General features: G+C 70.2%; 22 protein-coding genes. 10 read left to right on the forward strand and 12 right to left on the reverse strand.

Annotation, left to right across the window (positions count from 1 at the left end; translation table 11 throughout):
* The 3 genes from ON21_RS19470 to ON21_RS19480 form a co-directional block, all read right to left on the reverse strand.
* Positions 1 to 615, reverse strand: a 615-nt coding sequence (locus ON21_RS19470; RefSeq protein ID WP_039799719.1) for a serine/threonine-protein kinase, incomplete at its 3' end; no start/stop codon positions are given.
* Positions 616 to 684: 69 nt separating this feature from the next.
* The gene (locus tag ON21_RS19475; RefSeq protein WP_039799720.1) at positions 685 to 1,338 is read right to left on the reverse strand and encodes a response regulator; all 654 of its coding nucleotides are present in this window, start codon (positions 1,336 to 1,338) and stop codon (positions 685 to 687) included.
* A 178-nt stretch (positions 1,339 to 1,516) separates the two neighbouring features.
* Positions 1,517 to 2,824: a sensor histidine kinase gene (locus tag ON21_RS19480; protein WP_039799683.1), complete on the reverse strand. Its 1,308-nt coding sequence runs from the start codon at positions 2,822 to 2,824 to the stop codon at positions 1,517 to 1,519.
* 158 nt (positions 2,825 to 2,982) lie between these two features.
* Here ON21_RS19480 and ON21_RS19485 point away from each other — a divergent pair, with 158 nt between their 5' ends.
* The 3 genes from ON21_RS19485 to ON21_RS19495 are packed head-to-tail and all read left to right on the forward strand — an operon-like array spanning position 2,983 to position 6,538.
* Positions 2,983 to 3,291 carry a hypothetical protein gene (locus ON21_RS19485; protein ID WP_051021029.1) on the forward strand — a complete coding sequence of 103 codons (309 nt, stop codon included), beginning with the start codon at positions 2,983 to 2,985 and terminating at the stop codon, positions 3,289 to 3,291.
* Positions 3,292 to 3,344: 53 nt separating this feature from the next.
* Positions 3,345 to 4,052 carry an ABC transporter ATP-binding protein gene (locus tag ON21_RS19490; protein WP_051021014.1) on the forward strand — a complete coding sequence of 236 codons (708 nt, stop codon included), beginning with the start codon at positions 3,345 to 3,347 and terminating at the stop codon, positions 4,050 to 4,052.
* Positions 4,049 to 6,538 (forward strand): FtsX-like permease family protein, encoded by a 2,490-nt coding sequence (locus tag ON21_RS19495; RefSeq protein ID WP_039799685.1) that lies wholly within the window; start codon positions 4,049 to 4,051, stop codon positions 6,536 to 6,538. The genes ON21_RS19490 and ON21_RS19495 overlap by 4 nt, the downstream gene beginning before the upstream one ends.
* 10 nt (positions 6,539 to 6,548) lie before the next feature.
* Here the strand turns inward: ON21_RS19495 and ON21_RS19500 are convergent, their stop codons facing one another.
* Positions 6,549 to 8,330 (reverse strand): serine/threonine-protein kinase, encoded by a 1,782-nt coding sequence (locus tag ON21_RS19500; protein ID WP_051021016.1) that lies wholly within the window; start codon positions 8,328 to 8,330, stop codon positions 6,549 to 6,551.
* 291 nt (positions 8,331 to 8,621) lie between these two features.
* Here ON21_RS19500 and ON21_RS19505 point away from each other — a divergent pair, with 291 nt between their 5' ends.
* A complete protein-coding gene (locus ON21_RS19505) occupies positions 8,622 to 9,470 on the forward strand; it encodes a serine hydrolase (RefSeq protein ID WP_051021019.1) in 849 nt (282 codons plus the stop codon).
* 7 nt (positions 9,471 to 9,477) lie between these two features.
* Here the strand turns inward: ON21_RS19505 and ON21_RS19510 are convergent, their stop codons facing one another.
* Together ON21_RS19510 and ON21_RS19515 are read right to left on the reverse strand one after the other, a co-directional pair.
* Complete coding sequence (locus ON21_RS19510) at positions 9,478 to 10,143, reverse strand: response regulator (RefSeq protein ID WP_039799687.1); 666 nt, start codon at positions 10,141 to 10,143, stop codon at positions 9,478 to 9,480.
* Between the two features lie 74 nt (positions 10,144 to 10,217).
* Positions 10,218 to 11,435, reverse strand: coding sequence for a sensor histidine kinase (locus ON21_RS19515; protein WP_039799688.1), 1,218 nt, complete (start codon positions 11,433 to 11,435; stop codon positions 10,218 to 10,220).
* Between the two features lie 167 nt (positions 11,436 to 11,602).
* Here ON21_RS19515 and ON21_RS19520 point away from each other — a divergent pair, with 167 nt between their 5' ends.
* The 4 genes from ON21_RS19520 (at position 11,603) to ON21_RS19535 (ending at position 15,200) form a co-directional block, all read left to right on the forward strand.
* Positions 11,603 to 12,397: a hypothetical protein gene (locus ON21_RS19520; protein WP_373281139.1), complete on the forward strand. Its 795-nt coding sequence runs from the start codon at positions 11,603 to 11,605 to the stop codon at positions 12,395 to 12,397.
* On the forward strand, positions 12,394 to 13,770 hold the full coding sequence (locus ON21_RS19525) for an alpha/beta-hydrolase family protein (protein WP_039799724.1): 1,377 nt from the start codon (positions 12,394 to 12,396) through the stop codon (positions 13,768 to 13,770). Before ON21_RS19520 ends, ON21_RS19525 begins: the two co-directional genes overlap by 4 nt.
* A 54-nt stretch (positions 13,771 to 13,824) precedes the next feature.
* Positions 13,825 to 14,271 carry an SRPBCC domain-containing protein gene (locus ON21_RS19530; RefSeq protein WP_039799689.1) on the forward strand — a complete coding sequence of 149 codons (447 nt, stop codon included), beginning with the start codon at positions 13,825 to 13,827 and terminating at the stop codon, positions 14,269 to 14,271.
* A 68-nt stretch (positions 14,272 to 14,339) separates the two neighbouring features.
* On the forward strand, positions 14,340 to 15,200 hold the full coding sequence (locus tag ON21_RS19535) for a haloalkane dehalogenase (protein WP_039799690.1): 861 nt from the start codon (positions 14,340 to 14,342) through the stop codon (positions 15,198 to 15,200).
* A gap of 106 nt (positions 15,201 to 15,306) precedes the next feature.
* Here the strand turns inward: ON21_RS19535 and ON21_RS19540 are convergent, their stop codons facing one another.
* The gene (locus tag ON21_RS19540) at positions 15,307 to 15,894 is read right to left on the reverse strand and encodes a TetR/AcrR family transcriptional regulator (RefSeq protein ID WP_039799691.1); all 588 of its coding nucleotides are present in this window, start codon (positions 15,892 to 15,894) and stop codon (positions 15,307 to 15,309) included.
* A gap of 108 nt (positions 15,895 to 16,002) precedes the next feature.
* Here ON21_RS19540 and ON21_RS19545 point away from each other — a divergent pair, with 108 nt between their 5' ends.
* A complete protein-coding gene (locus ON21_RS19545; RefSeq protein ID WP_039799693.1) occupies positions 16,003 to 16,908 on the forward strand; it encodes an SDR family NAD(P)-dependent oxidoreductase in 906 nt (301 codons plus the stop codon).
* A 60-nt stretch (positions 16,909 to 16,968) separates the two neighbouring features.
* Here the strand turns inward: ON21_RS19545 and gatA are convergent, their stop codons facing one another.
* The gene (gene gatA / locus ON21_RS19550; protein ID WP_039799694.1) at positions 16,969 to 18,441 is read right to left on the reverse strand and encodes an Asp-tRNA(Asn)/Glu-tRNA(Gln) amidotransferase subunit GatA; all 1,473 of its coding nucleotides are present in this window, start codon (positions 18,439 to 18,441) and stop codon (positions 16,969 to 16,971) included.
* Entirely contained in the window at positions 18,438 to 18,737 is a 300-nt protein-coding gene (gatC, locus tag ON21_RS19555) for an Asp-tRNA(Asn)/Glu-tRNA(Gln) amidotransferase subunit GatC (RefSeq protein WP_039799695.1), read from the reverse strand. The genes gatA and gatC overlap by 4 nt, the downstream gene beginning before the upstream one ends.
* A 316-nt stretch (positions 18,738 to 19,053) precedes the next feature.
* Here gatC and ON21_RS19560 point away from each other — a divergent pair, with 316 nt between their 5' ends.
* Complete coding sequence (locus tag ON21_RS19560) at positions 19,054 to 19,704, forward strand: ACT domain-containing protein (RefSeq protein ID WP_039799697.1); 651 nt, start codon at positions 19,054 to 19,056, stop codon at positions 19,702 to 19,704.
* A 212-nt stretch (positions 19,705 to 19,916) separates the two neighbouring features.
* Here the strand turns inward: ON21_RS19560 and ON21_RS19565 are convergent, their stop codons facing one another.
* From ON21_RS19565 to ON21_RS19575, 3 genes are all read right to left on the reverse strand, one after another.
* Complete coding sequence (locus ON21_RS19565; RefSeq protein ID WP_039799698.1) at positions 19,917 to 20,441, reverse strand: GNAT family N-acetyltransferase; 525 nt, start codon at positions 20,439 to 20,441, stop codon at positions 19,917 to 19,919.
* A gap of 116 nt (positions 20,442 to 20,557) precedes the next feature.
* Positions 20,558 to 20,881 carry a hypothetical protein gene (locus ON21_RS19570; RefSeq protein ID WP_039799699.1) on the reverse strand — a complete coding sequence of 108 codons (324 nt, stop codon included), beginning with the start codon at positions 20,879 to 20,881 and terminating at the stop codon, positions 20,558 to 20,560.
* Positions 20,882 to 20,901: 20 nt separating this feature from the next.
* The gene (locus tag ON21_RS19575; protein WP_039799725.1) at positions 20,902 to 22,146 is read right to left on the reverse strand and encodes an AAA family ATPase; all 1,245 of its coding nucleotides are present in this window, start codon (positions 22,144 to 22,146) and stop codon (positions 20,902 to 20,904) included.
* Between the last annotated feature and the right edge of the window lie 23 nt (positions 22,147 to 22,169).

Genomic DNA, 22,169 nt, shown 5'->3' on the forward strand with positions numbered 1-22,169 from the left:
GTGCAGCACGCAGGCCAGCGAGTAGACATCGGCGCGGCCGGTCACCGGGCCGACGTCGAAACGTTCCGGGGCCATGTAGATGTAGGAGCCGACGGCCATGCCGACCAGCGTCACCGCGCTGTCACCCTCGGTGTGCGCGATACCGAAGTCGGCGAGATACGCGAAATCCGCGTCGGTGACCATGATGTTCGCCGGTTTCACGTCGCGATGCACCAGATTGTTGGCGTGCGCGGCATCCAGGGCCGAGGCGATCTGCTCGATGATGCCGACGGCGCGAGCCGGGCTCAGCGGTCCCTTGCCGCGTAACAGGGTGCGCAGGTCGACGCCGCGGACCAGCCGCATGTCGATGAACAGCACCCCATCGATCACGCCCCAGTCGTGGATCGGGATGACATGCGGTTCGGCCAGCCGTGCCGCGGCCTGCGATTCGCGCCGGAAACGCAGCTGGTACATCGGGTCTTTGGCGAGTTCTTCCGAGAGCAGCTTGACCGCGACCACCCGGTCCTTGACCGTGTCGTACGCCTCGTATACCTCCCCCATTCCCCCCTTGCCCAGCAACGACCGCAGTTCGTACGGCCCGAACCGCGTACCGGTTCTCGGCCCAGGTTCCTGCACCCGTCATCCTCCGCATCCCGGGCAGGGATCGCACACGAGATCACGAGGTACGCGACCGGAGCCCGCCCGTCACAGATTGGATTCTCCGGGTGTCACCACCCCGTGGTCAAACGCGAACACGATCGCCGCGGCGCGATCGCGCAGCTCGAGCTTGCCGAAGATATGTCCCACATGACTTTTCACGGTCACTTCCGAGATGCCGAGTTCCCGAGCGATTTCCGCGTTCACCCGGCCGCGCCCGATCAATTCGAGCACCTCGTATTCGCGCGCGGTCAGTTCGGACAGGCGCGCGTCGGTATTGGTGCGCACCGGGCGGACGGTGCGGTAGGCCGACAGCACGCGGCCGGTCACCGCGGGGTCGAGCCAGGCGCCGCCGCCCGCGACCATCCGCACCGCGCGGATGAGGTCCTCGGCGGGCGAGTCCTTCAGGATGAATCCGGCCGCGCCCGCCCGCAGCGCTCCGGACAGCAGCTGGTCGTCGTCGAAGGTGGTGAGCACGAGGACCGGCGGGGCTCCGTCGCTCGCCCGCAGCATCCTGGTCGCGTCGATGCCGCCGACCCGCTTCATCCGCAGGTCCATCAGCACCACGTCGGGGCGGACCTCCGCGACGGCGGCGGGCACCTCGTCGCCGTCGGCGCACTCGGCGACCACGAATCCGTCCCGTCTGCGCAGGATGCGCCGCAGGCCGCCGCGCACGAGTTCCTGGTCGTCGACCACCAGCACGGTCACGGCATCCTCGCCACTGGCGGGTGTCGTCACACTCACGACCGCACCTCGCTCGGTTCCGACCTGCACAACGGCACGCTCCGTTCTCGATTCGCTCGCCGCTGAACGCGCACGACCTCACTTCGCTGCCGCCCGATCACGACGGATGCTCCGGATCCCACTCGCCGACGCACGCTCACGAACCCTCCCGTCCGGTCGTCGCGGGCAGCACCGGACAGGAGAATCCGCCGCGACCAGGGGCGAGCGGAATACCCGCGCGCACCGACCAGCCGCGCCCGGACGGGCCCGCCGTCATCCGGCCACCCAGCAGTTCGGCGCGCTGCCGCATACCGGACAGGCCCATACCGGCGCCGCGCTGGGCGGGCAGCCCGGCGGGCACCGTGTTGTCCACCGTGAGGGTCACCATCGTCGTGTCCACCGCGAGCCGGATCGTGGCGGACGCGCCGTGCGCGTGTTTGACGACGTTCGCCAGCGACTCCTGACCGATCCGGTACAGCGCGAGCCCGACCGCGGGTGACACCGCGCCGAGATCGCCCTCGCGGTCGTAGCGCACGTCCAGGCCGGCCCGCACGAAGTCGCCGACCAGATCCTCGATGTCCTCCACGCCCGGTTCCGGCGCCTGCTTCCAGGGGCGCGCGTCGAGCAGGCCGACCGTGCGGCGGATGTCGGCCATCGCCTGTCTGCCGAGCCGCTCGGCATCGGTCAGCGCTTCGACGGCTTCGTCCACGTCGCGATCGGTCTCCAGGGCGTGCCGGGCGGCGGTGAGGTGCAACAGCGTGACGCTCAGCGAGTGCGCGATCACGTCGTGCACTTCCCTGGCGATCCGGCGCCGCTCCTCGTCGGCGGCCTGCGCCGCGCGAATGTCCTGATACCCGCGTTCCTGGTACAGGAAGCGGCGCTGATACTGCAGCATCAGCCCCGCCATCCAGCCGAAGGCGATGCCGACGAGATAGGTCGGCAACCCTTCCGGCACGTGGCCGATCGCATCGAAGGCGACCAGTTGCAGCATCATCGCGATCGTGACCGGGATGCTCACCCGTTTCGGCGCGATGGCCGCGATCTCGCCCGCGGCGGCCACCAGCACGAACGGCGCGAAATCGGCCTCGACCGGTTGGGCGAGGAACAGCGCCTCGGCCGCCATCGCCAGCACGCCGAGCAGCAGCGGGCGCGGCAGCACGCCGAGCAACGCGTGCAACGGACCGAAGGCGCAGGTCAGCAAAACCGCCAGGATCGGAAGCGGAGTCGGGAAATAGCTGTGCCGCTGCACCGCCGCCGCGACCGCCACGACGAAGACCGCGATGTCGACGCTGATGATGACCGACGGCGGGTAGTCGTACGGCAACTCCTCGACGCTGCGCCGGAAGGCCGCGACCGGATCGCGCGCGAACTCGGCGCACCGCTCCCCGACACGCCGCATCGAGGCCCGCACGCGGCCCGCGCGAGGCGTATCGGGCGGTGCTTCGGATACGCCGGTCGAACCCATTCTGTAAGGCTAGCCGCCGCATCGGGGGCGGTACATCGTCCCGCGAGCGGGCCGTCGCTCCTACCGTGGTCGGAGACACATTCGGGTCCCTGGCACGACGACAACAAGACGGCCGCGTCCGTAGCGTTGGCGGTAGTTCACAGAGGAAGGCGATGGCCATGTCCTGGACGGATCAGCACGCTAGAACCGACATCGTGCACACCGTACTCACCCGCGCGGCGCTCGACCCGGCCGATCCCGACCTGTTCGCGGGGTTCCCCGACCTGGATCGGCTGTTCGGCGGCGAAGACGGGCTCCTGCTGGCGCTGCGCTACCGGTGGGACCTGCACTTCGCCGCGAAGCTCGACCAAGGATCGACGGCGATGGAGGCCTATCTCGAACTGGCGGCCGAGCAGCCGGTGCTGCGCGCGGTGCTCGACGCACAGTATCGTCGCCGCAAACTCGCGTCGGAGGCCATGGCGCGGTAACGCGCGACGAGGAACGAAGAACTTTGATCGACCATACGGAGCGGGGGACGACGATGCCGGAACCGGCGATGCTGGAACTATCGGGCGTGACGAAGGAGTATCGGGTCGGCGGCCAGGCGGTGCGCGCCCTCGACGACGTCGCTTTGCGCATCGAGACAGGGGAATTCACCTCGATCATCGGGCCGTCCGGTTCCGGTAAGAGCACCCTGTTGCACCTGCTCGGCGCGCTGGACAGTCCCGACGCGGGCTCGATCCGGTTCCGTGGCGAGGAGATCGGCGCGCTGGACGAGGAACAGCAATCGGAATTCCGGCGGCATCAGGTCGGTTTCGTGTTCCAATTCTTCAACCTGCTGCCCACGCTCTCGGCCTGGGAGAACGTGGCGATACCGAAATTGCTGGACGGCACGGGTCTGCGCAAGGCCAAGCCGCGCGCCTTGGAGTTGCTCGATCGGGTGGGCCTGGCCGCGCGGGCCGAACACCGTCCCGCCGAATTGTCCGGCGGGCAGATGCAGCGGGTGGCGGTGGCGCGGGCGCTGATCATGGACCCGCCATTGATCCTGGCCGACGAGCCCACCGGCAACCTCGACTCCAAGACCGGCGCCGCCATTCTCGAATTGCTCGGCGAGATCGCCGGATCGGGCAGTTCGGTGGTGATGGTGACCCACGATATGGGCGCGGTGACCTACTGCGACCGCGTGATCACCCTGCGCGACGGCCGGATCGGATCCAACGACAAGGTCGAGCGGACGGTCAACGCATGATCGCCGCGTGGGACCGCCTGCGCCTGTTCAACATCGGCGAACTGCTCGCCCACCGCGGCCGCACCTTCATGTCGCTGATCGTGATGGGCGTCTCGGCATCGCTGCTGGTGGCGGTGCTGAGCATCTCCGGCTCGGTCACCGGCTCGGTGGACAAGCTGACCCGCGGCCTCGGCGGCAAGGCGCAACTGGAGGTCAGCGGGATCACCGACGCGGGCTTCGACCAGCAGTTGCTGCGGCGGATCGCGACCACGCCCGGCGTCGCGGTGGCGGTGCCGATGCTGCGGGCGCAGATCGGTAGCGGCGCCGACCGCGCGCTGCTGATCGGCGCCGATTCGAATATCGGCGCGCTGGGCAGCGAATTGACCACGCCGATGAGCGCTTTCACGGGGAAGCTGCTCTCGGTGCCCAACGGAGTGCTGGTCGGTACCGGGCTCGGCCGCGCCGAGGGCGAGCAGTTCGCGGTGGGCGCAACGACGGTCACGGTCGCGGGTGTCCTCGACGCGGAGACGTCCAGGAAACTCAACGACGGTCACCTCATCGCCGCACCACTCGGGCTCGCGCAGAAGATCACCGACCGGGCCGGGCGGCTGGATTCGGTGCAGATCATCCCCGCCGCGGGCGCCGACCTCGGACAGGTGCGCGCGGCGCTCACCGACGCGGTGGACGGCCGCGCGGTGGTCGCCGAGCCGAGTATGCGCACCGCGCAGGCGGGCGGCGCGGTGCAGATGGTCCGCTACTCCACCACCATGGCATCGGCCGCCGCGCTGATCGTCTCGGCATTCCTCATCTACAACGCGATGAGCATGGCGATCGCGCAGCGCAGGCCGATGCTCTCGCTGCTGCGCGCGATCGGCGGCAAGCGCGGCCCGATGGTGCGCGACCTGCTCGCGGAGGCGACGCTGCTCGGCGTACTCGGCGGCGCGGTGGGGGCGGTCATCGGTGTGTTCATGGGCAGCATCGCGATCGGCACGCTGCCCACCGCGATCGTGGAGTCCGTGGAGGCGCGCACCGAATACTCGGTGCCCTGGTACGTGATTCCCTTCGCGGTCGCGGCCTGCGTGTTCACCAGCGTGCTCGCGGCATCCCTTGCCGCGCGCCAGGTGTACAAGGTCCAGCCCATCGAGGCGCTGGCTCCGGTCGGGGCCGGCCGCACCGACACCGCGAGCCCGCTGCTGCGCTGGCTGGCCGTCGTGGCGGGCGGTGGGCTGGCCGGGGCCGCGGTGCTGATCGCGAGCAGCGATCTCGGTCGGTACTCGCTGACCGCCATCTCGATATCGTTCATCGCCGCGATCCTGATCTGCTTCGCCGCCACCGGCCCGATCGTGCGGGCCGCGGCGGGGATCGCGCGCTGGTTCCGCGCTCCCGGCGCACTGGGCGCGACCACGCTGGAACGCTCGCCGCGGCGCGTGTGGGCGACCGCGATGACGGTGATGATCGGCGTCGGCGCCACCGTCGGCATGAGCGGCGCCTCGAGCAACATGATCGACTCGGCCACGGTCACTTTCACCGATCTGGCCCGCAACGACGTCTACGTCAGCCCCGCCTCGATGGCGCAGTTCCCGACCGGGCCGCTGCTGCCGGCGGATCTGGCGGGCAAGCTCGCGGCGGTACCCGGTGTAGCGCATCTCAGCCCGGCGCAGATGGCCTTCGCCACACTCGGCGGCAGTCGCGTGATGCTGCAAGGGTTTCCGCCCGATGCCAGGGAGACGCGGATGCGCATGCTCACCGACGAGTCGGTCGCCCGGCTGTCGGCCGGCGAAGGCGTGGCGATCTCGCGCGACGTGGCGCGCTCACTCGGCGTCGGCGCGGGCGCGGAACTGACCCTGCCGACCCCGACCGGCCCGCACACCGTGCGTGTGCTGCAAGTCATTCCGTATTTCTCCGCCATCGCGGGCGTGGTGATGATGGACCTGAACCTGATGCGCAGCTGGTACGAGCGCCCGGGCGAGACGGTCATCGCGGTCGACATCGCGCCCGGCGCCGATCGCGCCGCGGTGTTCGCGGCGATCCGGCAGGTGGTGCCGCCGGAGCTGAACGTGGATACCGGCGCGGACACGGTGGTGGCCGCCTCGTCGAGCATCCGGCAGGGCATGGCGATGAGCAACTCCATCCTCTGGATCGTGGTGCTGGTCGCCACCGTCGCGTTGCTCAACACGTTGATGCTCTCGGTGCTGGAGCGCCGCAGGGAGCTCGGCGTGCTGCGCGCCATGGGCACCGGGCGCAAGTTCCTGATGCGCTCGGTGCTGGCCGAGGCGGCGGGAATCGGGCTCGTCGGCGCGGTGCTCGGCCTGGCGCTCGGCGCGTCGGTGCAGTTCCTCGGCACGGTCGCCATCGGCCACGCCCTGACCATCGACGTCGACTACCGGCCGAGCCCGATGCTGCTGGTCTACGCCGTGATCGCGCTGGCGCTGGCGCTGCTCGGGTCGATTCCGCCCGCGTTGCGCGCGGCCAGGATGCCCATCGTGGAGGCGCTGGCGGTCGACTGAGCTCGCCGGTTCACAGGGGCAGGTCGGCGAACCACGTCTTGAATTTCACCGAGGTGATGCCGAATCCGGAGGTGGGCATGCTGTCGGTCAGGGTCACCGTGGCGAACAGCAGGTAGTTCGACCGGGCCGGGTCGTCGAACTCGACGACGAGGTAGCCGTCCGGCAGTCCGCCCGAGCCCTCCTGCCATCGGTAGGTCGAATACGACTCGCCGTTGTTGCGTTCGGTCGCGGACGTATTCGACGGCAGGTCCCGCACCGCGGCCCTGGCGTCGTCGGCCGACTTGAAGCCGATGAGGACGTAGTCGGGCTCGTCGATCGGCGTGCCCCAGCAGTTCCAGGCCGTCGTCCAGTTCGGGAAGTCGGGTACGCCATTGGCGCTGGACACCTTGCCGCCCGGCTTGGCGGTGCCGAGGAAGCAGGTCTTGCCGCGATAGCCCGGCCCCGAGCCGATGTCGTACTTCGTATCGACACCTTGCGGCAACAGTTCCGGGAACGCTTTGGCGAGCTTGTCCGCGTCGGACGGCCCCGAGGGCGTCTTCGTGCCGATATCCAGCGGCGAAGCGGAGTTCGAGAATCCGACCTTCGCCACGACGACGCCGATCCCGATCAGCAGCGCCACGATCACCAGAACGATCGTCACGATCAGGCCGGTGTTGGAGCGGCCTTGCGACGGATAACTCGGCTGGTGGGGCGGATAGCCGATCGGCGGAGTCGGAGCGGAATGCGGCGGCGCCGCCGGGTAATTCGGCTGCGCAGGTGCCGCATAGCCGTTGGCGGCCGAAAACTGCTGACCGCTCATCGGACTCGGGTTGTACTGCGGCGGCGCGGTGTAGCCGGGGGCGGATGCGGTGGGGACGTAGGTCGGCGGACTCGCCTCCGGTCCGGGGTAGGCCGGTTGCGCGAGTACGGTGGGCGCGGGCTGCGGCTGGTACTGCGCGACCACCACCGTCGGAGCGGGCTCGGTGAGCGCTCGCCGTGCGGCCGAGGCGAATTCGGCGCAGGAGACGTACCGGTCGTCGGGTCGCTTCGCCATGGCCTTGGCGATCACCGCGTCCAGCGCGGGCGACAGGCCCGCACGCCGAGCCGCGGCCGACGGCGGCGGCAACTGGAGATGGCCGCGAATGATGTCGGCCGGTGCGGGGGCGTCGAACGGGGCGACGCCGGTCAGCAACCAGTACAGCGCGCAGGCAAGCGAGTACTGATCGGAGCGGTGGTCCAGGTGGGCCCCGGTCATCTGCTCGGGCGAGGCGTAGGCCAGCGTCGCGGTGAACATGCCGGTCTGGGTCAGGTGGGTGGAATCCTCGCGCAGCCGGGCGATGCCGAAATCGGTGAGGAAGACCCGCTCGCCGTGGCCGCCCACCGCGCGGGCCAGCATGATGTTCGCGGGCTTGACGTCGCGGTGCAGCACCCCCATCCCGTGCGCGTAATCCAGGGCGGACGCGACGCCCTCGATGATCTGCACGGCACGCTCGGGCGGCAGGCTCTGCGGGTTCACCGTCGCCGCGTCGACGCCGTCGACGTACTGCATGGAGATCCACAGCTGCTCGTCCTCGGTGCCGCGGTCGTACACCGCGACGATGTTCGGATGGTCCAGCTGCGCCGCCAGGTCCGCCTCCCGCTCGAAGCGGGCCCTGACCTCCACGTCGGTGAACAACTCCCGGTTGAGCAGTTTGAGCGCGGTCTGCCGAGGAAGTCTGGGGTGACGGGCCAGATACACCGATCCCATGCCCCCCTGGCCGAGGAGCTTCTCTATGGTGAACCCGGCGAACACCGCACCGCTGTCGAGCAACACGCCCCCTTCAGGTGACCGCTTTCATACCGATCCTGGAGCCTACCGGGTGACGCCGTGGCCACGGGGTTTCGAATTCTCCGGGAAGATCGGCAAAACTATGTTCGAGACATCCTGCCGACGCCTCCGCGCGCCGCGGTGATGTCTCCTGTCCGGTCACCGACCGGACGGGCCCGATGAGATATTTTGCACCGCCGTTCTACAGCGCGACGCGTCACCGGTGGTGGGGAGGACTCGGTGGTGAGGTCGACGAGATCTGCTTCGACGTGTCGTTCTGCGCTACGCGCGGGAGCGATGGTGGTGCTGCTCACGCTGACCTCGTGCACGCTGCTTCCAGGTGATCGAGTCGACACCGACCCCCCGGCGGTGGTCGTCGACACCGCGGGGGCGTGGCGGCCACGACTCGCGGTGTCCATGCCCGACTCGCTGGCCGCCGATTTCACCCAGTTGCAGCCGCAGCTGGGCGGACAGGTCGGCATGGCGATCATGCCCGTCGGCGGCGGCCGGATGACCGTCTTCGGCGACTGGGTCAGCGGCATCGCGTGGTCGACCATCAAGGTGCCGCTCGCGATCGCCGCGCTGCGGCACGACTCCCAGGAGGAGATCATCCACGACGTGGAAGCCGCCATCACCTGGTCGGACAACGACGCCGCCGAGGCGCTGTGGCAATCGCTCGGCGACGGGCTGCAAGCGGCCAAGGCGGTACAGGACGTGATCGACGAGGCCGGCGACGCCACGACCGGGGTGGCCGGCCCGCGCACCACGCTGGACTACACCTCCTTCGGCGGCACCGAATGGACGCTGGCCAACCAGGCCCGCTTCGCCTCCCGGCTGCCGTGCCTGCCCGAGTCGTTCAAGGTCACCGAGCTGATGACGGAGATAACACCCGAACAGGCATGGGGTCTGGGCGTACTGGAGGGCACGGCCTTCAAGGGCGGCTGGGGCCCCGACGACGAGACCGGCGTCTACACCGTCCGCCAGTTCGGCCTGGTGCCGGTACGGTCCGGCACGATCGCCGTCGCGCTCGCGGCGACAGCCGATTCCGGCAGCTTCGACGACTCCGCCACCATCCTGAGCCGGATGGCACGGATGCTCGGCCGTCATCTCGACGAACTTCGCGGCGGATCCTGCCCGCCGATGTGAATCCGGCTCAGCCCGGGGTGACCAGGCCGGTTTCGTAGGCCAGCACCACCGCTTGCGCCCGGTCGCGCAGGTTCAGCTTCGAGAACACCTTGGAGACATGAGTCTTCACGGTCTGCTCGGCCACGAACAGGGTTTCGGCGATCTCGGAGTTCGACATGCCTTTGGCGATCAGTTCCAGCACTTCCCGCTCACGGGGAGTCAGCGCGGACAGTTGCGGCGACGGCTTGGCGCGGGCCGCGCTGCGGCGGCGGGTGACGTCGGCGATGAGCCTGCGGGTGACCGTCGGCGCGAGCAGCGCCTGCCCGTCGGCGACCACGCGCACCGCGCGGACCAGTTCCTCGGCGGGCGCGTCCTTGAGCAGGAACCCGCTGGCGCCGAGGCTCAGCGCCTCGTAGACGTAATCGTCGATGTCGAAGGTGGTGAGCATCAGCACGCGCACCGGCGGGTCGAACCCGGCGGCCAAAATGGCACGGGCCGCGTCCAGCCCGTTCATCTCCGGCATGCGCACATCCATCAGCACGACATCCGGGCGCAGCCGCTTCGCCTCGGCCACCGCGACTTTCCCGTCCGCCGCGTCGCCCACCACGCTGATATCCGGCTGCGCGGCCAGCAGCGCTCCGAACCCCTGACGGACCATCGCCTGGTCGTCGGCGATCAACACCGTAATTGCCACCCGCTCACCCTAATTGCCCCGTACGACTGCGCTCGGTGCCGGCACCGAGCGCGGCAGCGGCTGCGGACCGGTACTCAACGTCCCGGTTCGCCGTGCACCGCGGCAGCACCGACGACTTCCGGCACGGCGAGCGGGAAGCGCGCGTGCACTCCGAATCCGCCGTCCGCGCGTGGCTCCGCGGTCACCTCGCCGCCGACGGCCAGCGCTCGCGCCTGCATACCCGCGATGCCGTGGCCGCCGTTGCCGACCGTCCGGGCGGGCGTGGCCCCCGGCTCGTTCTCGACGTAGAGCAGCAGCTCCGCGCCGCATGCGATGCGCACCCGGACCGGCGCGCCCGGGGCGTGCCGGGAGGCGTTGGACAGTGATTCCTGGACGACGCGGAACAGTGCCAGGCCGATGGTCTCCGGGATCGCCTCCAGCGCACCATCGACGGACCACTCGATGTGGACGCCCGCGCGGCGCGCGCCCTCGAACAGGCCGATCACGTCGGCCGCCTTCGGCTGGGGCGCGTGCTCGGGCAACTGGCCGTCGCTGCGCAGCACACCCAACATGCCGCGGATCTCGTTGAGCGCTTCGCGCGCCGTGGCGCCGATGGACTCGAACTCGGCGCGCGCGGCCGGGGTGACGCCCTCGACCCGGTACGGCGCGGTCTGCGCCTGCACCACCACCAAGGACATGTGATGCGCCACGACGTCGTGCAGGTCCCGGGCGATGCGCGCCTTCTCCTCCAGGATGGCCCGGCGGGCCCGCTCGAGTTCGTTCTCCTCCTCCTGACGCACCAGCTGCCGCCGCGACAGCGCCAGCCAGCGGATGAGCAGCCCGAACAGCACCAGCGCGGCCAGCGCGATCGGCCAGCCCCACGCGGCGTTCGCGAACGCTTCGCCTTCGCCGGGCATGGTGGTCGCGAACAGCAGGGCCGTCGCCGCCCAGGCCACCGCGACGATCTGCCCCGGGGCGCGCAACGCCACGGCGAACAGCAGCACCAGCAGGCACAGCACGTGGACGACCTGGAACGGCAGCTCGTTGTTCGGCTGATGCGGTATCGCCAGCGCGATCACCAGCGCGGAGCCCGCCGAGATGGCCCAGCCCAACGCCGGGTTGATCCGGGCCAGCAGCACCGGGAAGGCGGCGAGCGCCGCGATGAACGGCTGCGCCGCGGTGGGCACCGCGTGGGTCAGGTGCAGGGTCGGCCAGGCCACGGCGTACCAGATCAGCGCGATCAGCACCGTGCCGAGGTCGAACCAGGTCCGCGCGTCCAGCCGTCGCATCCAGCCGCGACTTTCTCGGTTCATGCCTACGACACTAGGAAATCCCAGTTCACCGCGGCCTCATACCCACGGGGTATTTCCGCCCCGATACCCCGGTATGAGACGGCCCGGCGGCTCCCCCGGCGGCACGGCACGCGAAACGCCCCCGGGCGTGAGGCGGGCACGGAACACCGGTCCCTAACGTCGTCGCCATGAGCACACCGACCAGCGCCGGGCGCCAGACCCGGTTCGCATCGGCCGCAGGAGCCCGAAATCATTCCGCCGCAGCCTCTTCCGTCAGCGCGCAGACGCGACGCTACGCCGCGCTCACCGCGACCGCGTTGACCACCATGGCGGCGACGGCCTTCCTCTCCCCCGCCCCGCAGGCCGCCGCGGCGGCCGCGCCGATCGAGAGCCCGCAGGCGAGCGCCGCCGTCGCCGAACTGGCCGCGGGCGGCCCCGGCGCGCTCACCGCGATCCCGGCGGACTTCGCGGCGTCGTTCGGCTACCGGCCGAGCACCGTGGACGGCCTGCTGGTCGATCCGGACGGGGACTGCTCGTCCCCGGTGACGCTGCCCGCCGAGTTCGACACCGCGTGCAAGGCTCATGACCTCGGCTACGACCTGCTGCGCTACGCCGACCGGCGCGGCGAACCGCTGGGCCCGTGGGCGCGCCAAGCCCTCGACGCGACGCTGGACCGGCAGATGCACCAGGCCTGCACCGCCCGGACGGACTCGTTCTCTCGCGCGCGCTGCGACGCGATGGCATCGATCGCCAACACCGCCGTCGATCTGAACTCGCGGCGGCAGGACTACGGCGCGCCGGTGGTCGAGCCCCTGTTCAGCGCCGCCGAGTCCGATCCAGGGTCGAGTTGGACGCTGCTGGGCGTGCTCGCCGCCGGAATCACCGGCCTGGGCGCGGTTTTCGTGGTCCGCAACCGGCGACGTGGCTCGCAACCCGCGGCTTGCCCGCCGCCTGCCCCCGTCGCGGCGACGGTGTGGCGATGACGGCGTTCGTCGCGGAGTGGCCGAACCGCCGTGCCCGGTTCCGGGTGCGACCGCCACGAATCGGCACGACGCTCGGCATCGGGGTCGGCACACTGGCGTCGTTGGCCCCCGGCCTGCTCCCGCGCACACCGGGCGCGCAAGCGGTGCTGACCGGGCTCCTCGCGGCGCTGACGCTCGGCGTGGCGGGTACGTTGCGAATCCTGCTGCGGCGGCGCGGTTTCGACTTCGATCGGCGCCATGCGTGGCTGCGGCTGCCCCTGCTGATCGCGACATCGGTGCTGGTGGCGGGGGCCGCGGCGAACGCGGGACACTGGCAGAACCGGCTGCGCGCCGCGATGGGCACACCGCCGATCGGCGCGGATTACTGGGTGCGGTGCGCGCTCGGCGCGGCGCTGATCATCGGGCTGTTCGCGGCGGCCACCCGCTCGATCGCCTGGGCGTGGCGGAAGCTGGGCTGGGCGCGGGGCGTCTCGCTGGCCGCTGTCGCGGCGGTGCTGCTGTATCTCGTCGGGGTGCCCGCGGTGGTCGGATGGCGGGAGGCGGCGTACGCGCGGGCCAATGCCGAGCTGGATCCCGCTCTGGTGCGGCCGGTTTCGCACGCGGGGTCGGGTAGCGCCGCGTCGGCGGTGAGCTGGACGTCGCTGGGCGCCGAGGGGCGCAAGTTCGTCAGCGACGCGTCGGTGCGCGCCGTGCGGGTCTATGTCGGGGTGGCCTCCGCACCCGACCTGGACAGCCGCGTCGCGCTGGCGATCCGGGAACTGGAGCGATCGGGCGGCTTCGCGCGCTCGCACCTGGTCGTCACGGTGCCCACCGGATCGGGCTGGATCGATGCGAACGCCGTGACGGGGTTCGATCGCCGCTTCGACGGTGATGTGGCGCTGGTCGGGCTGCAATACTCCTATCTCCCCAGCTGGGCGACGTTCGTGTTCGGCCGGGACGCGGCAGTGACGGCCGCACGCGCCTTGTTCACCGCCGTCGAGCGCCACATCGAGGGCATGGCGCACAAGCCGAAGCTGTACCTGTACGGGCAGAGTCTGGGCGCCCTCGGCGGCAACGCCGTCTTCGCCGACGACGCCGAGCAGGACGACCGGACCTGCGCGGTCCTGTGGGCGGGCCCACCGGCCGACCACGTCCACCGCGGCGGCGCGACGGTACTGGCCAACAGCTCCGACCCGGTGGTCCACTGGTCGCTTTCCCAGCTGTGGCGCGCGCCCGACCTGGCCGGCGCCCGCGTCGACGCTCCGGTTCCGCGATGGCTTCCGGTGATCAGTTTCGCGCAGACCACCGCCGACCTGCTCGCCGCCCTGCACGCTCCGCCGGGCCACGGCCACCGTTACGGCCTGGACCAAGGGACGGCGATGGCCTCGTGCTGAGCCGTTCGGCATGGCGCCCACGACGCCCTTCATAGAACATGTTCTAATTTCTTCATGGCCTTCGTCATCGACCTCGCCGCCGACATCGACGCCCCCGCCGCCCTGGTGTGGCAGGTGATCACCGATTTCCCGCGCTACGGCGAGTGGAATCCCTTCGTCACGGAGTGCCGCAGTTCGCTGGTGCCCGGCGAGCCGATCGACATGCTCGTCCAGGTCTCCGGCTCGAAGCCGCGCAGGCAGCGGGAATGGATTCGCTCACACACCCCGGGCCGCGAGCTGAGCTACTCGATGAAGCCCGTGCCCTTGGGCGCGCTGCACAGCTTGCGCTCGCACACCGTGACGCCGCTCCCGGACGACCGCGCGCGCTACGAATCACACTTCGAGCTCGGCGGCTGGCTGCATCCCGTGGTCGTCATGTCGCTCGGCGAGAACTTGCGCCGTGGTTTCGAGGGCATGACCGACGGCATCCGGAAGCAGGCCGAGTCGCTGCGCGCTTCCTGAGGGTTTCGGCGCGGGCTACCGCGCCCGAGGTGCACCACATATAGTCTGGCATCGGGAGGGAGGGCCCAATGCTGATCGACTTCGTTCCGGACGGGAATCTGTACCCTTTCGAGTCGCGCTGGTTCGACTCGTCCGTCGGCCGGGTGCACTACATCGACGAGGGAGCCGGACCGCCGATTCTGTTCTGCCATGGCGCTCCGACGTGGAGTTTCCTCTACCGCCACATCGTGAAGGACCTGCGCGACCGGTACCGATGTGTCGCCATCGACTATCCGGGCTTCGGCTTGTCCGAGCGCCCCGCGGGTTACGGCTACACGATCGCCGAGCACACCGCGGTCCTCGGTGAGCTGATCGATCACCTGGGTCTCGACGGCTTCGTCCTGATGGGACAGGATTGGGGCGGACCCATCGGCCTGGGCGCGGCCGCCGCGCGCGCGGATCGGGTGCGCGGGATCGTGTTGAGCAACACCGTGTTCTGGCCGATCGAAGCGATGGCCAATCGAGCTTTCAGCGTGATCATGGGCAGCCGCCCGATGCGGCGGCGGATACTCGAACAGAATTTCCTCGTCGAGCGCGTCCTGCTCGCGGAACTAGGGCGCAAGCTCACCGCGGCCGAGGCCGAGCACTACCGGGCGGTGCAGCCCACCGCCGAAGCACGGTGCGCACTCGCGGTGACCCCCAGGGAAATTCGCGCCGCGCGCCCGCTGCTGGAGCAACTCGCCCGAGATGTGCCCGCCCTGCTCGGCGGCAAACCGGCCCTGTTGGCGTGGGGCATGCGCGACATGGTGTTCCGTCCGAACGCCTGTATTCCGCGAATGCGTACCGCCTTCACCGATCTCGACGTAGTCGAGCTGCCGCGCGCACGGCACTTCGTTCAGGAACACGCCCCGGACGCGATCTCCGCGGCGATCGCCGCGCGATTCCCCTGAGCGCGATGGACGAATGCCGCACAACGAGGCGCCCGCCCACCCCGGTGGGTCGTTCCTGCGGCGAGCCGGTCCCGAATCGGCGAAAGCGGTTGCGCGGCGGGCGGACTCACGCGCGCAGGTAGGCCAGCGCGGCGTCGAGCGCGGCGTCGGCGTATGCCTCGGTGAGGCCACCGAGGCCGAGCGACCACCGCATCTGCGTGGGACCCAGCAGCAGGTCGATGGCGAGTTCGAGATCGAGGTCCGCGCGCAATTCGCCGGTGGCGACGCCCGCGGCCAGGCGGTCGGCGACCGCGGCGCGCTGGGGTAGCAACAGGCGCTCTCGGTAGGCCGCGCCCAACTCGGCGTCCTGCTGGATCTCGATGTACATCGCGCGGAGGAAGGATTCGAACCCGGGATCGGTGAGCGCGACGACCGAACCGCGCAGCAGCCGGCGCAGATCGGCGGCGACGTCGCCGGTGTCGGGCAGGGCGGGCCCCTCCGGCCCCGAGTCGGATTCGAGCATCGCGTCGAACACGACCGCACCCTTCGACGGCCACCAGCGGTAGATCGTCTGCTTTCCCACACCCGCACGTGCCGCGATCGCCTCGATGCTCAGCTTCGCGTAGGACACCTCGCGGATCAGCTCGGCGGTCGCGGCGAGTATCGCCGCACGGGAGCGCTCACTGCGGCGCGCGGCGGTGGGAGTGTCGGCCATGCCGCCACGGTAGCAGACAGCGAGACGAAACGTCTCGTCTTGACAAGTCCCGAACGGCTTGGCACCGTATCCGGCGAGACGGAGCGTCTCGCGACGAAAGGATTTCCTGTGACCAGAACCTGGTTCATCACCGGCGCAGGCCGTGGACTCGGCCGTGCCTTCACCACGGCCGCGCTCGCCGAGGGCGACCGCGTCGTCGCGACCGCCCGCGATCCGGAGGCCCTCGCGAACATCGCCGACGACCGCCTGACCGTGCTGCCTCTGGACGTTCGCGATCGTGCGAGCGTGATCGCCACGGTGGACAACGCGTTCGCGCTGACGGGCACGATCGACGTGATCGTGAACAACGCGGGTTACGGCTTGGTCGGCGCCGTCGAGGAGCTGACCGAGACACAGATCCGCGACCAGATGGACACCAACTTCTTCGGCGCCCTCTGGGTTTCCCAAGCGGCGGCGCCACATCTGCGCACGCAGGGTTCGGGGCACATCGTGCAGATCTCCACGGTCGGGGCCGTGGGCAGTCTCCCCCTGTTCGGCCTGTACAACGCGAGCAAGTGGGCCCTGGAGGGATTCAGCGCCGCGCTCGCGGATGAACTGCGCCCCTTCGGCATCCGGGTCACGCTCGCGCAGATGGGCGGCTTCGATACCGACTGGGCCAAGTCGAGCATGCGCTTCGCCACCGGCGTTCCCGCCTACACGCAGTTGCGCAGCGCCATCCTCGGTATGCCGGACTACCCGGTCGCGGCGTCCGCGACCGGAACCGAGTCGACCGACGCGGCGCCGGGGAATACGTCGAGCGAGCCCGCCGCTCCCGTCGAGTCGGCCGACACCGAAGGCGAGTGGATCGAAGCGGCCCCGGAGGTCGGCGCCGCGGGCCTGATCGAGTTGGTGAACATGCCGAACCCTCCGCTACGCAAGATCATCGGGCCCGGCGCGCACCAGATGGTCGCACTCGCGTTGGACCAACGCCGCGCCGACTACGTCAGCGACCCCGAATTCACCTGGCCCGCATGATCACTCGCGGAGCCGCTCGGCTCCGCGTATACGCGAAACCGAGCGGCTCTACGAGGAACGTCAGGCGATGGGACCGCGGGCGGCCTCGTAGGCCGCGCCCACCCGGTAGAGGCGATCGTCGGCGAGGGCGGGGGCCATGATCTGGAGGCCGACGGGCATGCCGTCGTCCTTGCTCAGACCGGAGGGGACCGACATGGCGGGGTGACCGGCCAGGTTGGTCGGCAGGGTGCACAGGTCCGACAGGTACATCGCCAGCGGATCGTCGACCTTCTCGCCCAGCTTCCACGGTGTGAACGGGCTGGTCGGCGAGACGAGCACGTCGACCTGCTCATAGGCCTTGTCGAAATCGCGGGCGATGAGCGTGCGCACCTTCAGCGCCTGGCCGTAGTAGGCGTCGTAGTAGCCTGCCGACAGCGCGTAGGTACCGATCATGATGCGCCGCTTGACCTCGGGGCCGAACCCGGCCGCACGCGTGGCCGCCATGACCTGCTCGGCGCTGTGCTGCCCGTCGTCGGCGACGCGCAGGCCGTAGCGCATGGCGTCGAACCGCGCGAGGTTGGACGACACCTCCGACGGCATCACCAAGTAGTAGGACGACAGCGCGTACTCGAAGTGCGGGCAGGACACCTCGACCACCTCGGCGCCGAGATCCTTCAGCACCGCCACGGCGGCGTCGAAGGAGGCGAGCACGCCGGGCTGGTAGCTGTCGGAGTGCAGTTCCTTCACCACGCCGATCTTGACGCCGCGGAGATCGCCCTGCGCCCCGGCGCGCGCGGCGGCCACCACCGGCGGCACCGGCACGTCGCGCGAGGTGGAGTCGCGCGGGTCGTATCCGGCGATCACCTCGTGCAGCAGGGCGGTGTCCAGCACGGTGCGACCGCACGGACCGCCCTGGTCCAGCGACGACGCGCACGCGACCAGGCCGAAGCGCGACACCGTGCCGTAGGTGGGCTTGGTGCCGACGGTGGCGGTGACGGCCGCGGGCTGGCGGATCGAGCCGCCGGTGTCGGTGCCGATGGCCAGCGGCGCCTGGTGGGAGGCCAGCGCCGCCGCGGAGCCGCCGCCCGAACCGCCGGGGATGCGGGTGGTGTCCCAGGGGTTGCGGGTCGGGCCGTAGGCGGAGTTCTCGGTGGAGGAGCCCATCGCGAACTCGTCCATATTGGTCTTGCCGAGGATCGGGATACCGGCCGCGCGCAACCGCGTGGTGAGCGTCGCGTCGTACGGCGACACCCAGCCCTCGAGGATCTTCGACGCACAGGTGGTGGGCATGTCCGTGGTGGTGAACACGTCCTTGAGCGCCAACGGAACTCCGGCCAGCGGCGAGGCGGGCTCGGCGCCCGAGGCGATCGCGGCGTCCACCGCTGCCGCGGCCTCCAGCGCCCGCTCCTGCGCGACGTGCAGGAAGGCGTGGTACTCGCCGTCGACCGCGGCGATGCGGTCCAGGTGCGCCTGGGTGACCTCGACCGAGGACAGCTCGCGGCCGTGGATCTTGTCGGCCAGCTCGGCCGCCGACAGCGTCGTCAAATCCGTCATTCGCCCTCCCCCAGAATCTGCGGCACCAGGAACCGCTGCTCGTCCACGGCGGGCGCGCCCGACAGCGCCTCCCGCGGGGTCAGGCCCGGCACCACCTCGTCGGGGCGGGTCACATTGGTCGCCGGGTTCGGCGACGCCGTAGCCGGGACGTCGGCGGCGGCTACCTCGGAAATGGTCCGCACGTGGCTCAGGATCGAATCCAGCTGTCCGGCGAACTGATCCAGTTCCGCGTCGGACAGCGCGAGCCGGGACAGCCGGGCGAGGTGTGCGACCTCGTCGCGGGAGATGGCGGGCACCGCGGGACCCCTTTCGGCTTCGTTATCAACAGTGCTCAACCCACACAGCCTAGCCACCGGCGACCGGCTCACCACCCGGGCACCCGGGCTTCGTCGGCGCGGCGCGGGAACCGTCGCCCAGCAGGCCCCCGGCAAACCCCTCCGGCCCGCGACACGGCCACTCCTACTAGCCCGACACGCCGCTTTCGGGCGAATTTGCCGAGTGGCGTGCGCCACTGGAGGGACTTCGACTCGATAACCGGCCGAAAGGGGTGTAAGTATTGCGTCACCCGGGTATCCGTTCAGAGCCTCGGCCGCCCTAAGAAAGGAAACGCACGTGTCGTATCTGCTCCGCGTGCAACTTCCGGATCGACCGGGAAGCCTCGGTGCGCTCGCCCTCGCACTCGGCTCCGTCGGCGCCGACATCCTCTCGCTGGACGTGGTCGAGCGCGGCGCGGGCTACGCCGTCGACGATCTGGTCGTCGAGGTACCCTCCGGCGCGCTCCCCGACACCCTCATCACCGCCGCCGAATCGATCGGCGACGTGCACGTGGACTCGATCCGCCCGTACTCCGGCGTGCTCGACACCCACCGTGAGCTCGAGCTCATCGATCAGGTGGCCGGTGCTCGCGACGACCGGATGCAGGTGCTGGTGGACGGCGTGCCGCGGGTGCTGCGCGTCGGCTGGAGCACGATCATCGACATCGGGCCGCAGGGGGCCTACCGGGTGGTGGGCAGCCCGAGTGCGCCACAGACACAGGCGGGTTCGGCGCCGTGGATGCCGCTGGAGAAGCCGACGGTGCTCGACCCCGAAGCCGACTGGGTGCCGCAGATCTGGCGCGACATGGACACCAAACTCGCCGCCGCTCCGCTCGGCAACACCGGGAAGGTGCTGCTGCTCGGCCGGCCGGGCGGTCCCGACTTCCGGCCCTCCGAGGTGGCCCGGCTCGGCTACCTCGCCGGGATCGTCGCCACCGTCCTCGGCTGAATTCCTCAGGGGCACTGAAGGTTCCGCGCCACAGAGGAATACGTCGATGGAAAATCCCGGCGCGTGCCCGGGAACTGCACGGAGCCTCGGATCGCGGACGAGCCGGCCCGGTTGCCGTTCGCGGTCGGACTGGGCGCGCCGCCATCTACATACTCCACAGCCCATCGTCGCGGGCGAAGGTCGCATCCGCGAAGCGGATATCCGGCGGGAACCTAGGCGGAATCGCCGGACGGACCGAGCGGCAGCCGGAGCACGTGCAACAGCTCTCCGGCGGTGGTACGCCAGTCCCGGCTCGGTACGGGACGGAAGCCGAAGCGGTCGTAGATCCGCCGGGCGTCGACCATGGCGGACATGGTGGTGAGGGCGACCGCCGCGCAACCCTCCGCGCGGGCGAGGTCGATCACGGTGCGCACCAACGCCGTTCCCGCGCCGAGTCCGCGCGCGGTCTTCGCGACGGCGAGCATGCGGAACTCGAGTTCACCCGGCTGCGCGATCTCCGCGTACGGATTGCCCGCCGCGGCGACCGTGAGCGAGCCGACGATGCGGTCCGCGTGCGTGGCGACCAGGATCCGGGCGGAGGCGGCGCGGCGGGCGGTGTCGGCCAGCTCGTCCGCGTACCAGCTGCCCGCCTCGACGTAGCCTTCGCCGACGTAGACCTCCACCGTCAACTCGCCGATCGCCGCGTACTCCTCGGGCCGTGCCGCCCGGACGACGACACCCGCGTCCCGCTCATCCATACCCGGCATGATGCCATCGACCATAGTGTGGGCTACGTCGCGCGGGGTCCCATCGCCTGATGAGCGGGTGGTTCGGCCGATCGACCGAGGAGCCGCCCGCGAGCAGCGGCAACCGCTCAGCCGGGACGAGAGATCTGCCAGCGGTCGGGCTTGCCCGCCGGATAGACGACGGTGAGCAGATCGCCGATCGACGGCCAGGAACCCGTGTCCCAGGCGAAACGGCCGTACACGATCTTGCCGGGGACCGAAGGACCGGTCAGTTTTCCGGTGATGGTGACGTACTGCTCGCCGGGAGCGTCCGGAGGCGGGCTCACACCGGTGATGTACAGCGTGCCCTCCTCCGGGTTCGCCAGGCGATAGCCCCGCTTGCCGCGGATCGCGAACACGATCAGCGTCACCAGCACCGCGGTCAGGGTCACCAGCGCGACGAACTCCAGCATGTCCCCATGCTAGGTGCGCGTCACACCGGCGTGAGTTCGCTGGTGCCCCGAGCGGTGCGCCGGACCTGCCAGACCGACGTGCGGGTGCGCTGGGAGCGTCCGTTGCCCCGATCGATCAGCAGCCGATTGCCGGTGGTGAAGATCAACTGCGCGCCGCGCGCATTGGTCTCCGGATTCTGGAACAGCTGGATCAACCGATCGGTCTCCTCCGCGGGCAGGCACGCGCCGATGTCGTCGACGGCGAGCACCCGGCCCGCGTCCAGCGCGTCGAGCATCACGGGCAGGACCCGGAGCAACAACAGCGTGGCGGAGGATTCGTCACCGATCCCGAACGGGGCATCGATGCCGTCGTGCACCAGGCTCAGGCCGACGCCGCGCCGGGCCACCATGCGCGCGTACAAGGCGTCACGGGCGGCACCAAGGTTGGTCAGCTCGCGCTCGAGCAGCACCGGGGTGAGGCCGTTGTCGCGCAGCAACTGGTCGGCATACCCGGGCGAGGAGGCGCACAGGTCGATCTGCTTGCCGAGACCGGCGATGTCGGCGTCCAGGTCGCGCAGGTAGTCGGCGTACATCGGGTCGGGTTCGGCGACGAGCAGGTCGGTGATGCCGAGTTCGGCCGTGCGCAGCAGCATCAGCAACCGCGCCGCGTTGTCCGGGGATCGGGAGAGGTGGCTGCCCAGCCGGTGGGCGATGGCCTCGGGTCCGGCGGGACCGCGCTGCACCTCGAGCATGGACTCGAACCAGCGGTAGGCCGGCACCAGCGCCTCGGAGTACATCTGACCGGCGAGACTGAGCAGCAGGGCATTCGGACGGACCAAGGGAGCCAGCGCGGTGATCCCGTAGCGCGCCGCCTCGAACATGGGACCGATCTTGATCTGTTCCCCGTTGCGCTCGAACACGATTCGCTTACGCGACCGCGGGTGGGTGTGCAGCCATTCCGCCACGACGTCGGCGTTGTCCAGCCGGAAGCCGTAGGTATACGGCACCCCCTCGGCGACGAAGGCCGCCACGAACTCCGAAGGCCGGTCCGGGAATCCGAGATGCGGCGCCCGCACCGGACCCGCGTACGGGTCCCAGCCCGTCACCGAGTGCAGCACCGCATCGCGCATCTGCCCCAGCGCATCGATCAGGTTCGTCTTGCCCGCAGCGGCGCCGCCGTGCACGGCGGTCACCGGCACCGCCACCGGCCCGCTCCCCTTGGTGAGCCGCAACTCCTGCTCGTCGGCCAGCGATCTGTGATTGGTCACCTGAAAACTGCGCAGCATGCCGCCATACTTCCGCCTGCGCG

Origin of the sequence: Nocardia araoensis NBRC 100135, assembly GCF_000308435.1 — a bacterium.
In the GTDB taxonomy this organism is placed as follows: domain Bacteria; phylum Actinomycetota; class Actinomycetes; order Mycobacteriales; family Mycobacteriaceae; genus Nocardia; species Nocardia araoensis.